Here is an 11,700-nt window from a genome sequence, read left to right on the forward strand (position 1 = left end):
GGACGACACCCGGTCCGGGTGGCGGAATGGCAGACGCGCTAGCTTGAGGTGCTAGTGCCCTTTATCGGGCGTGGGGGTTCAAGTCCCCCCTCGGACACCAGCAAGACCCCTGATTCGTCAGGGGTCTTCTGCTTTTCCAGGGGTCTTTCGCCCCGCCTGCGCTGATCGGCCCGGATGAATTACCGGCGGTCTCCCGCGTCCAGCGGTGTGTGCGGCCGACCGATGGGGTACCGGTGCACTTTCCGTCCGCCTTCCCATCCGGCCCGCGCGGCCGAGACCTGGAGGTCCGCATGTCCACCGACTCCAGCGCACGGAACTGCCCCTTCGACTTCGCCGAGGCCCTCGAGTTCGACCCGACGCTCCGGCAACTCATGAACGAGGCACCGGTCAGCCGCATCCGTCTCCCCTACGGCGCGGAGGAGGCCTGGCTCGTCACGGGGTACGACGACGTGCGCACGGTGACCACCGACCGGCGATTCAGCCGCCACGCCATCATCGGCCGGGACTTTCCGCGCATGACTCCCGAGCCGATCGTCCAGTCCGAGGCGATCAACGTCATGGACCCGCCCGCCAGCGCCCGCCTGCGCAGCCTGGTGTCCAAGGGCTTCACGCCCGACCACATCGAGCGGATGAGGGACCGCACCCAGCACGTGGTGAACGAGCTGCTGGACGGCATGCGGGACCAGGGGTCCCCGGCCGACCTCATGGAGCACCTGGCCCACCCGCTCCCGCTGATCACGATCTGCGAGGTCCTGGAGATCCCCGAGGCCGACAGCGCGCAACTGCGCGCCAACGCCCGGACGATGATGAACGTGGGCCTGGCCAACAAGCCGGACGCGGTGCGGGCCAAGGCCGACCTGCGGGCGTACTTCGCCGAGCTGACCGCCGAACGGCGCAGGAACCCCGGCGACGACCTGATCAGCGCGCTGGCCACGGCCCGCGACGGCGACGAGGTCCTCGACGAGAAGGAACTCACCGTCATGGCCATGGTCCTGCTGATCACCGGCCAGGACACCACGACGTACGAGCTCGGCAACCTCTCCTACACCATCCTCACCCGGCCCGACGTGCGCGACGCCCTGCGCGAGCGGCCCGAGACGCTCCCCCAGGTGCTCCAGGAGCTGCTGCGCTTCATCCCCTTCCGCAAGGGCGTCGGCATCCCCCGGGTGGCCCTGGAGGACGTGGAGCTGAGCGGGGTGACGATCCGGGCGGGGGACATCGTGCACGTCTCCTACCTGACGGCCAACCGGGACGGCCGCAAGTTCGACCGGCCCGACGAGCTGGACCTGGAGCGGACCACTCCGTCCCACATGACCTTCGGCTGGGGTGCGCACCACTGCCTCGGCGCGCCGCTGGCCATCACCGAACTCGAAGTCGCCTTCGGGACCCTGCTGGAGCGCTTCCCCAGGATCGCGCTGGCGAAGCCGGCCGCGGAGGTGGCGTGGAACACCACGTCGATCTGGCGCTATCCGCTGGCGCTGCCGGTCACCTGGTGACGGCAGCACCGCGTACGTCGGGCCGCACACCCCGGGGTGTGCGGCCCGACGTGCGCGGTGGGCCCGCCTTCCGTAAATTGGGCTGAGGTGCCCAACCGACCTACGGCCGGTACGACCGCCCGCACCGCGAGCATCCGAATCCTCGCTCTGCCGGCTCGTCCGCCACTCCGTTGGGCCCTACCCGGTGAGTCCCGCCGCCCGCGCCGTCTTCGCGCGTCCGGCTCGCATCGGCTGCCGTCGAGCGGTGAATTCCCGCCCCGCCAGGGTCGCACCGGGAACACCGCCCGTCAGGAGGAAGTCCGATGGCAGTTCTGTGCAAACCGGCGATAGAGGTACCCGAGCACATCATCACCAACGAGGAGACCCTCGATCTGGCGCGCAGGATCCACCCCGACCATCCACAGCTCGGACTGGCACTGCGCCTCATCAAGAACACCGGCGTGCTGAAGCGGCATCTGATCCAGCCCATCGACGTGGTGCTGAAGCACCCGGGGTTGGACGAGCGGAGCGCCATCTTCGAGGCGGAGTCCAAGGCCCGCGTTCCGGCGGTGGTGGTCAGGGCCCTCGAACAGGCCCAAGTGGAACCGTCGCAGATCGACTTGATCGTCTACGTGTCGTGCACCGGTTTCATGATGCCGGCGCTCACGGCGTGGCTGATCAACAAGCTGGGATTCCGGCCGGAGACCCGGCAGCTGCCGATCGCCCAACTGGGCTGTGCGGCCGGTGGCGCGGCGGTGAACCGGGCCCACGACTTCTGTTCGGCCTACCCGGGCGCCAACGTCCTGATCGTGGCCTGCGAGTTCTGCTCGCTGTGCTACCAGCCCACGGACCTGGGCGTGGGGTCGCTGCTGTCCAACGGCCTGTTCGGTGACGGGATCGCCGCCGCCGTGGTCCGGGGCGAGGGCGGGACCGGGATGCGGCTGGAGCGCAACGGCTCGTACCTCATCCCGAACACCGAGGAGTGGATCTCCTACGCCGTCCGCTCCACCGGATTCCACTTCCAGCTCGACAAGCGGGTGCCGGGGACGATGGAGCCCCTCAGCCCGGCCCTGCGCGCGGTGGCGGAGCAGCACCAGTGGGACGTGGGCGCGCTGGACTTCTACATCGTCCACGCCGGCGGTCCACGGATCCTGGACGACCTGAGCCGCTTCCTGGAGGTGCCGCCCGAGGCGTTCCGCTTCAGCCGGGCCACCCTCACCCAGTACGGCAACATCGCCAGTGCGGTCGTGCTCGACGCCCTGGCCCGGATGTTCGACGAGCGGTCGGCCCTCGACGGCCACCAAGGGCTGCTGGCCGGGTTCGGGCCGGGCATCACCGCCGAGATGTCCCTGGGCACCTGGGCGTCACCCGATTCCTGACGCGCGAACCGGGCGAAGGTCGCTGATACTGAGCCAACGGGCGGTTACGGAGCGCGGCACCATCGCTACGGTCCGAAACCCCCGGCCCGCGTGCCGTCGTGGCCGCGGCGGCCCCTGAGCAGGGCCGCCGCGAGCCGCGACCGGCGACCACTCGCCCGGCGGCGTACCGACCGCCGAGTCCTGGACAGAAAGACCGGGAATGCTGAACCGACGAGACCTTCTGAAAGCCGCGACCATAGGCGGCCCTGTGGCCCTCATCCCCTGGGACCGCGTACCGGTCGGGGTCCGGACCTCGTCCCTCGCACTGCCGTCCGCTCCGCCCCTTCCGGTCGCTCCGGCCGCGTCGAAGGCCGAGCGGTCGGCCGCCCGGATCGTCCCCTTCGAGCACGCCATGCCGCTGCCCCCGGTGCTGAGCCCGGTGTCGCGGACGGACTCCTCGGACGTGTACCGGCTCCGGATGGCCGAGACCCAGACGGAGATCGTCAAGGGGCTGCTGACCACCGTCCAGAGCTACGGCGGCTGCTTCCCCGGTCCGACCATCCGGGCGGTCAGGGGCCGGGAGGTGGTGGTCCAGCAGACCAACGACCTGGGCGTGAACACCGCCGTCCACCTGCACGGCGGCCATGTCCGGTCGCAGTACGACGGCCTGCCGATGGACATCGTCAAGCCCGGCGAGACCCGCGAGTACCACTACCCCAACGACCAGCCGGCCGCCTCGCTCTGGTACCACGACCACGCGCACCAGCTGGAGGCCGAGAACGTCTACCGCGGCCTGGCCGGCGCCTACCTGCTCAGCGACCCGCACGAGAGCGGCCTGCCGCTGCCGGCCGGTGAGTTCGACATCCCGCTGCTGTTCCGGGACGCCCGGATCGAGGCCGACGGCCGGCTGGTCTACACGTCCCCGTACGAGTGCCCGCACATGCTGGTCAACGGCAAGGAGCGGCCCTACTTCGAGGTGGCGGCGCGCAAGTACCGGCTGCGGCTCTTCAACGTGTCGCCCAACCGCCACATCACGCTGCGCCTGCCCGACGGCGTGCCGTTCATCCAGATCGCCTCCGACGCCGGGCTGCTCGCGGGGCCGGTGGAGGTGCACGAGCTGACCCTGGCCGGCGCGGAACGCGCCGAGGTCGTGGTCGACTTCGCCCGCTACCCGGTCGGCTCATCGGTGGTGCTGGAGAACACGGCCGCACTGGAGAGCGAGCGCTCCGAGGTGCTGCGCTTCGACATCACCCGGGCGGCCGAGGACCAGAGCCGGGTGCCGGACGTCCTGGCCACCCTGCCGCCGATCCCGAAGGCGACGGTGCACCGGGAGTTCGACCTGACGACCTTCCCGGACACCAGGATCAACGGGCGCAAGTACGATCCGGACCGGACCGACGTGCGGACCACCGTCGGCTCCAGCGAGATCTGGACGATCCACAACCGCCTCACCCGCAAGCCGGCCGGGGTCTTCCACGCCCCCCACTCCTTCCACACCCACCTGGTGCGGTTCCGCGTGCTGGACCGCAACGGGAAGGCGGTCGGCCCGGCCGAGGCCGGGTTCAAGGACACCGTCGTGATCCACCCGGGCGAGTACGTCCGGATCGCCATGACCTGGGGCGACTACGAGGGGCAGTACGTCTACCACTGCCACCACATGGTGCACTCCTCGCACGGCCAGATGGGCCGGATCGACGTGCTGCCCGCGGGCTCGGAAGGCCCCGGCAAGGAGTCGGGCGGCCCCGGCAAGGAGTCGGAGGAGTCCTCCGTCGACTCCGCCGGGCACTCCGGGGCGTCGGCGTCCGGATCCGGCCGGCGGCGACGGCACCACCGGTTCCACCGGTTCCACCGGCTCCACCGCGCGCACCACCGCCGGGGCCGACGGCATCGGTGAACCCGGCATCACGCCGGGCGCCGCGCATCCGCCGACACCGTCGGCGAGGCGATGCGGGTCAGGAGGAATCCTGGCCCGCATTTCGCGTTTCCCGCGCCCCCGGCGACGAGGGGATCCGTCGGTGCGGCCGGCCCGGATGACCTGGACCGAGTGATGCGGATCACCGTTGAACGGGCTCCATGCTCACACGATGTCAGGTCCTAGGGTCACAAGCATGAACGAGACGGCGTTAACGGATACGCGCCGGCGGCTTCTGTTCGCCGGATTCATCGTGGGGGCGTTCGCCCTCGGTACGAGTGAGAACGTGGTCGCGGGCATCCTGCCCAACATCGCGCACGGCCTCGGGGTGACCGAGGGGTCCGCGGGGCTGCTGGTGACGGCGTACGCCGCCACCGTGACGGTGGCGGGGCCGCTGCTGACGATGTTCCTCGACGGGGCGCGGGCCAAGCGGCTGTTGATGTGGTCGCTCGCGGTCTACCTGGTGGGGTCGGTGCTCGCCGCGACCGCCACGACGTTCGCCGTCGGGCTGGCCGCGCGAGTGCTGACCGGTCTCGTGCACACCACCGTCCTGGTCGTCTTCATGACGACCGCGATGCGGCTGGCGCGCCCCGGCAAGCAGGCGTCGGCGGCGGCCAGCATCACCCTCGGCCTGTCCCTGGCCACCGTGCTGGGTGTGCCGATCGGGGTGCTGCTCGGTCAACACGTGGGCTGGCAGGCCGCGTTCGCGCTGGTGGCGGTGTTGTCCGCGATCAGTCTCGGTGCCGTGGTGCTGACCTTCCCGGCCGACGAGGCACCGGCCGAGCCGGCCTCCGGCAACCGGGTCGCCGGACTGCGCGGTCTCGTCCGGCCGCCCCTGCTGCTGGGCGTCGCGGTGACCGCGCTGACCGGGATGGCCGCCCTCACGCTGGTCACCTACGTGGCTCCGTTCCTCACCGACGGCGCGGGGCTGGACCGTTCGCTGATCGTCTGGGTGATGCTCGTCTACGGCATCGGCTCGGTCGTCGGCAACACCGCCGGCGGGCGGCTGGCCAACCGCAACGTCGTACGGGCCATGGCGATCACCGTCACCGCCACCCTGGTCGTGCTGGCCGGGCTCGCGATCGGCGCCACCAACACCTGGGTGGCCGTGGTGCTGACGGTCCTCGTCGGCCTCGCCTACTTCTCGACCTTCCCCGCGCTGAACACCTGGGTGGCCACCAACGCCGGCGAGGTGTCGCCCATCCTGGCGCTCTCCGTGAACAGTTCGGCGTTCAACGTGGGCATCGCCCTGGCCGGCGCGGTGGGCGGCGCCTACCTCGACGGCGGACACTCCGCCGACGGGCTGCCGCTGCCGGCGCTGGTGCCCGCCGTGCTCGCCGCGGTCCTCGCGTGGGTGCTCTACGCCCGGTACGGCCGCGCCCTCGCGGCGGCGCCGGCCGCACAGGACGCCGAGGCTCCGGTCGAGGAGCCGACCCGGAGCTGACGGGCCGGGGGCGCGGCACCGGACGACGGGACCGGTCGGTCCTCCCGGACTCACCCCGCCCCGCCCCGCGCCGGGAAGAGCGCTGAATTCGGACATTCAAACTGTCGTGCTCATGCCATGGAGGAAGCAATGACCCCCGCTGTGGAGTACCGACACCGCCTGGACCGCGAGGCCAGAGGACGGTGGACCGTGGACGCGGTCAAGCAGGTCAGCTACGAGGTCCTGGTCCACCGGGACCTGCTGCACCCCGACGATCCGTATCTGGCGGACGCGCTGCGCACCGGCACCGGCCCAGCCGGACGCGCCAGTGACCGGCGGCTGCTGGTCGTGGACGACGTGGTGGAGCGCATCTACGGCTCGGCCATCGACGCCTACTTCGAGGAGCACGGGTTCCGGACGGCCAAGCTGGTCCTCGACGCGCACGAGCAGGTCAAGAACTGGGCCAGCGTGGACAAGGTGCTCGCCGCCATGGACGGCTTCGGGGTCGACCGCCGCCGTGAGCCGGTGATCGCCATCGGCGGCGGGGTCCTGTGCGACGTGGTCGGCTTCGCGGCGAGCATCTTCCGTCGCGGCACCCCCTACGTACGCATCCCCACCACCCTCATCGGGCTCGTCGACGCGGGCGTCGGCGTCAAGACCGGCGTCAACCACCGGGAGGGCAAGAACCGCATCGGCACCTACGCGCAGCCGCTGCTCAGCCTGCTCGACTCCCGCTTCCTCGGCACCCTCCCGGTCCGCCACCTGAGCAACGGCATGGCCGAGATCCTCAAGGTGGCGCTGGTGAAGTCGCTCCCGCTGTTCGAGCGGGTCGAGAAGGCCTCGCTGACCGACCTGCGCGGCTTCTTCGAGAGCCCGAGGTACGCGGACACCGCCGACTACGTCATCGAGGAGTCCATCCACCTGATGCTGGAGGAACTCCAGCCCAACCTGTGGGAGAGCGTCCTGGAGCGCTGCGTCGACTACGGGCACACCTTCAGCCCGACCGTCGAGATGTACGCGGTCTCCGAGCTGCTGCACGGCGAGGCCGTGGCCATCGACATGGCGCTCACCACCGGCATCTCGCTGGAGCGCGGCCTGATGACGGAGGACGACGCCGTCCGCGTACTGGACGTGATGACCGGCCTCGGGCTGAGCCCCTGGAACGACGCGCTGAAGGAGCAGGACCTCCTGGTCAAGGCGCTGGAGGACACCGTCCGCCACCGCGACGGCCTCCAGCGGCTGCCGCTGACCCGGGGCATCGGCGACCACGTCTTCGTCAACGACGTGACGCCGGCGCAGATCGAGGCGGGCATGGCCTTCGTGGACTCCTACGCCCGGGACCTCGTCCGGTGGCAGCAGGGGTCGGTGGCATGACCGGCCTGGACTCGACGACGTACACCGACGGCACCGGGACCCCGGGCGCAGGTGCCCCGGGCACCGCCACGCCCGCGGGCCGCCCGGTCGGCGAGGCGCCGGCCGACGGCGTGCACGGCTCGGTGGCCCCCGGCTACGAGGCCGTCCGGGAGGTCTTCGCCACCAACCTCCGGGAGGTCGAGGCCGGCGCGGCCTTCGCCGTCCACCGCTACGGCGAATGCGTCGTGGACCTGTGGGGCGGGGTGGCGGACGACCGGTCCGGCACGCCGTGGACGCGGGACACCCGGGCGCAGATCTTCTCCGGTTCCAAGGGCGTGGTCGTCACCACCCTGCTGAGGCTGTGCGACGAGGGCGTCCTCGACCTCGACCGGCCGGTGGCCCACTACTGGCCCGAGTTCGCGGCGCACGGCAAGTCCGAGGTCACCGTCAGCGACGTCGCGACCTACACCGGCGGACTGCCCGCCGTCACCTCCCGGGTGGTCGACCACCGACTGCTGGGCGACGCCCGGGCGATGGCCGCCGTCCTGGCCGCGCAGAAGCCGGTGCCCGCCCCGCGACTCGTCTACGGCCCGTACACCATGGGCTGGATCCTGGACGAACTCGCGGTGCGCACCACCGGCCTGACCCTGCGGGACGTCTTCCGCACCCAAATCGCCGAGCCCCACGGGCTCGCCGTGGACTGGGCCCCGTGGTCCCCCGGGCAGATCGCCCGCGTCACCTACGACGACGCCTTCACCTCGCAGTACGACCGCTTCAACACCAGCGAGGACGCGCTGGTACGGGCGATCTGGGCCAACCCGATCCCGTTCCCGCAGGGCGCCGTCGTCTGGAACTCCCCCGGCCTGGCCGACACCTACGTACCGGCGGCCAACATCGCCGGCACGGCCCGGGACATCGCCCGGATGTACGGCCTGGTCGCCGAGGACCTGCGCCGGCCCGACGGCGAGCGCGGCAACATCGCCCGGGCGGCGACCGTGCGCGAGGCGATCACGCTGTCCGTCCGGCAGGACGACCCGACGCTCGGGTTCCCCTTCGCCTACGGGCGGGGCGGCTACCGGCTCAAGGGGGTGCCGCGCGACGGTGTCGACGGCGACATGTTCGGCCACGACGGCGGTGGCGGCTCCGCGCACTTCGCCTGGCCGGGCAGCGGCATCTCGCTGTCGTACACGCCCAACCGCCTGCTCGACATCGGCAACAACGACCACCGCGCCGGTTCGTTGATCCGAGCGCTGAAGCAGTCCCTGCACGAACTGGAGAGCACGTCCGCCTCATGAAGACCAGCATCTCGATCTTCCAGACCGCCGACACGGCCCCGGTACCGGACCTCGCGCGGTACCTGGAGGACGCCGGGTACGGCGCCCTGTACTTCTGTGAACACACCCACCAGTCCCTGCGGTTCGCCGCCCAGGCCCCGACCCTGGGGCGGCGGTTCCGGGAGACCTACGACCCGTTCGTCGCCGCGCAGGCCGCCGCGTCGGCCACCAGCGCGCTGCGGGTGGGTTCCGCGGTGACGCTCCTCGCGCAGCACGAGCCCATCGCCATGGCGAAGCGTCTGGCGAGCCTCGACCGGGTGATCGGCGGACGCCTCGACGTGGGTGTGGGCGCCGGCTGGATCGAGGACGAGATGGAGCGTCACGGCGTCGACCCCCGGCGCCGCAACGCCCGGCTGACCGAACACGCCCTGGCCGTCCGGGCGCTGTGGTCGGGCGAGCCGACCACGGTGCACTCCGAGCACATCGACTTCGAGGACATCGTGGTGCTGCCCACCCCGCTCCAGCGGCCGGGCCCGCCGATCTACGTGGGCGGTGCGGGCCCCCGCGCCCTGGAGCGGATCAAGGCCTTCGGCGACGGCTGGATGCCGGACTTCGGGTCGGTGCCGCCCCGGGTGCTCCTCGCCCGGATCGGCGAACTCCGGGCCCGGGCGCAGGAGTGGGGCCGCCGGATCCCGGTCACCGTGATGGGCGTGCCGCACGACCCGACCGTCATCGAGGCGCTGGCCGCCGCGGGCGTCGACCGGATCGCCACGCTCGCGCCGTCGGCACCGCTGGCCGAGATCCGCGCCTTCCTCGACCCGTTCGAGCGTGCCGTGCGGGCCGTGTTCGGCGCGGGGACGGGGGCTCAGGCATGAGAACCGGCATATCCGGGCCGGACACGGCCCCCACCACCGACGACGGCTCGCGCGCCGACCGTCTGGGCAGACGCGGATTCCTCGCCCGGGCGGCCGGCGCGGGGTTGGCGGGCACGGCGCTGACGGGCGCGACCGTCCTGCGGGAGACGCCCGCGGCGGCGAGCCCGGGCCCCACCGCTGTCGCCTCCCCCCGCACCCCGGCCGACGTTCCGGTGGTGCGGGAGGGCCGGGACCCCCAGTACGACTCCCTGCGGGTCGGCTACAACCGGCGCTTCGACATCCGCCCCGACGAGATCCTGACCCCGCGCGACGCCGACGAGGCCGTCGCCGCCGTCCAGCGGGCGCTGGACCAGGGACGCCGGTTCACCGCGTACGGCGGCGGGCACTGCTTCGAGGACTTCGTCCTCTCCCCCGACGTGCGGTCCCTGGTCAACATGAACTCCCTGGACACCGTGGCCTTCGACGCCGGGCGCGGGGTCTACTCGGTGGGCGCGGGCGCCCGGCTGCTGAACGTGTACGACAGCCTGTACCGCCGGTACGGCGTGGCGATCCCCGGCGGCGTGTGCTACTCCGTCGGCGTCGGCGGGCACGTGCTGGGCGGCGGGTACGGTCTGCTCTCCCGGCTGCACGGACTGACCGTCGACCACCTCCAGGGCGTCGAGGTGGTCACGGTCGACGCGCAGCGCCGGGCCTCGCTGACCTACTGCGACCGGAACAGCACCGGCGACCTCAAGGACCTCTTCTGGGCCCACACCGGGGGCGGCGGCGGGAACTTCGGTCTGGTGACCCGGTTCGACTTCCGGACACCGTCGCAGGAACGTTTCCTCATCTCCCCGCCCGCCAGCGTGCAGATCGTCACCTGCAACTGGCCGTGGGAGGGCGTCACCCCGGCCCAACTCGGCGCCTTCTTCTCCGAGTTCGCGGACTGGTGCGCCCGCCACCACGCCAGCGACCCGGCCCACGACGCGGTCTTCCCCTGGCTGACCGTCCGGCACCGGGACTTCGGCGGCATCGGGATGGTCATGCAGGTCTCCTCCCCGGAGTCGGCGCCGCTCGGCGACGCCCTCGTGGCACGGCTGGCGGCGGCCCTCGGCCGCGACGCGGGGCCCTCCCACGTGACCCGGGAGTGGATGCCCTGGCTCAACTCGGTCCGCCTCATCGGCACCTCCAGCGCCGAGAACAGCAACCCCAACCGGCGCGGCAAGCAGGGGTCCGCCAACTTCCGGGGGCAGTTCACCGAGGTCCAGAAGGCCGAGATGTACCGGGCGCTGACCGAGCCCGTCGAGGGGTCCGTCTCCGCCGGGATCGACGTCGCCGCCCTCGGCGGCGCGATCTCCCGGACCGCCCCCGGCGACACGGCCGTCCACCAGCGCGACGCCACCATGAAGTTCCTGGTGCAGACGTTCTGGCAGGACGCCGCGCACGACGCGCCGAACATCGCCTGGCTGCGCCGCGCCTACCACGGCATCTTCCGCGAGACCGGCGGCGCGCCGGTCTACAACGCGGTGACCGCCGGGAGTTACGTCAACTACCCGAACAGCGACCTCTCCGACCCCGCCCTCAACACCTCGGGCGTCAGCGCGGGAGAGCTGTACTACGGGCGGAACTACGCGCGGCTGCGCGCCGTCAAGCGCCGCTGGGACCCGACCAACGTCTTCCACCACGCCCAGTCCGTCGAGGGGTGAGTCCATGAGCACGTCCTCCACGTCCTCCACGTCCGTCGTGTCCGTCGCCGTCCTCGCCGCGCTCTTCGACATGGACGGCACCCTGATCGACTCCACCGCCGCCATCGAGCGGGTCTGGACCGACCTCGCGGTGCGCCGCGGGCTGCCCGTCCCGGACGTCCTGGCGGCGCTGCCCGGCCGGACGGCCCACGACATCCTCTCGGGCTTCCTCGCCGACCCCGCCGAGGTGGAGGCCGAGGCCGCGCGACTGCGGAGCGTCCAGCTCACGGCCGTCGACGGCATCGAACCGCTGCCCGGCGCACGCGAGTTGACCGCTTCGCTGCCGCCGGAGCGCTGGGCGGTGGT

9 protein-coding genes and 1 tRNA gene are annotated in these 11,700 nt (G+C 71.8%); all 10 read left to right on the plus strand.

Annotated elements, in window-relative coordinates; translation table 11 throughout:
• Nucleotides 1-12: 12 nt before the first annotated feature.
• Nucleotides 13-100: transfer RNA gene (locus tag J0670_RS15945), tRNA-Leu, on the plus strand.
• A 190-nt stretch (nucleotides 101-290) separates the two neighbouring features.
• Nucleotides 291-1,496: a cytochrome P450 gene (locus J0670_RS15950; protein WP_207812235.1), complete on the plus strand. Its 1,206-nt coding sequence runs from the start codon at nucleotides 291-293 to the stop codon at nucleotides 1,494-1,496.
• Nucleotides 1,497-1,798: 302 nt separating this feature from the next.
• Nucleotides 1,799-2,854 carry a type III polyketide synthase gene (locus J0670_RS15955; RefSeq protein WP_207812236.1) on the plus strand — a complete coding sequence of 352 codons (1,056 nt, stop codon included), beginning with the start codon at nucleotides 1,799-1,801 and terminating at the stop codon, nucleotides 2,852-2,854.
• Nucleotides 2,855-3,101: 247 nt separating this feature from the next.
• Entirely contained in the window at nucleotides 3,102-4,727 is a 1,626-nt protein-coding gene (locus J0670_RS15960; protein ID WP_207812237.1) for a multicopper oxidase family protein, read from the plus strand.
• Nucleotides 4,728-4,941: 214 nt separating this feature from the next.
• Complete coding sequence (locus tag J0670_RS15965) at nucleotides 4,942-6,189, plus strand: MFS transporter (RefSeq protein WP_207812238.1); 1,248 nt, start codon at nucleotides 4,942-4,944, stop codon at nucleotides 6,187-6,189.
• Nucleotides 6,190-6,318: 129 nt separating this feature from the next.
• A complete protein-coding gene (locus tag J0670_RS15970; RefSeq protein ID WP_207812239.1) occupies nucleotides 6,319-7,542 on the plus strand; it encodes a sedoheptulose 7-phosphate cyclase in 1,224 nt (407 codons plus the stop codon).
• On the plus strand, nucleotides 7,539-8,816 hold the full coding sequence (locus J0670_RS15975; protein ID WP_207812240.1) for a serine hydrolase domain-containing protein: 1,278 nt from the start codon (nucleotides 7,539-7,541) through the stop codon (nucleotides 8,814-8,816). Before J0670_RS15970 ends, J0670_RS15975 begins: the two co-directional genes overlap by 4 nt.
• Nucleotides 8,813-9,670 carry a TIGR03619 family F420-dependent LLM class oxidoreductase gene (locus tag J0670_RS15980; RefSeq protein ID WP_207812241.1) on the plus strand — a complete coding sequence of 286 codons (858 nt, stop codon included), beginning with the start codon at nucleotides 8,813-8,815 and terminating at the stop codon, nucleotides 9,668-9,670. The genes J0670_RS15975 and J0670_RS15980 overlap by 4 nt, the downstream gene beginning before the upstream one ends.
• Complete coding sequence (locus tag J0670_RS15985; RefSeq protein WP_207812242.1) at nucleotides 9,667-11,355, plus strand: FAD-binding oxidoreductase; 1,689 nt, start codon at nucleotides 9,667-9,669, stop codon at nucleotides 11,353-11,355. The genes J0670_RS15980 and J0670_RS15985 overlap by 4 nt, the downstream gene beginning before the upstream one ends.
• A gap of 4 nt (nucleotides 11,356-11,359) precedes the next feature.
• Nucleotides 11,360-11,700 (plus strand): HAD family hydrolase (locus tag J0670_RS15990; RefSeq protein WP_207812243.1); only part of this gene is annotated, 341 nt, incomplete at its 3' end.

It is taken from the genome of Streptomyces sp. FH025, from assembly GCF_017427025.1.
Classification (GTDB): Bacteria; Actinomycetota; Actinomycetes; order Streptomycetales; family Streptomycetaceae; genus Kitasatospora.

Bases quoted from the DNA above. Each gene is read 5' to 3' on its own strand.
- J0670_RS15950 (WP_207812235.1), top strand. From the start codon at position 291: ATGTCCACCGACTCCAGCGCACGGAACTGCCCCTTCGACTTCGCCGAG.
- J0670_RS15955 (WP_207812236.1), top strand. From the start codon at position 1,799: ATGGCAGTTCTGTGCAAACCGGCGATAGAGGTACCCGAGCACATCATC.
- J0670_RS15965 (WP_207812238.1), top strand. From the start codon at position 4,942: ATGAACGAGACGGCGTTAACGGATACGCGCCGGCGGCTTCTGTTCGCC.
- J0670_RS15970 (WP_207812239.1), top strand. From the start codon at position 6,319: ATGACCCCCGCTGTGGAGTACCGACACCGCCTGGACCGCGAGGCCAGA.
- J0670_RS15975 (WP_207812240.1), top strand. From the start codon at position 7,539: ATGACCGGCCTGGACTCGACGACGTACACCGACGGCACCGGGACCCCG.
- J0670_RS15980 (WP_207812241.1), top strand. From the start codon at position 8,813: ATGAAGACCAGCATCTCGATCTTCCAGACCGCCGACACGGCCCCGGTA.
- J0670_RS15985 (WP_207812242.1), top strand. From the start codon at position 9,667: ATGAGAACCGGCATATCCGGGCCGGACACGGCCCCCACCACCGACGAC.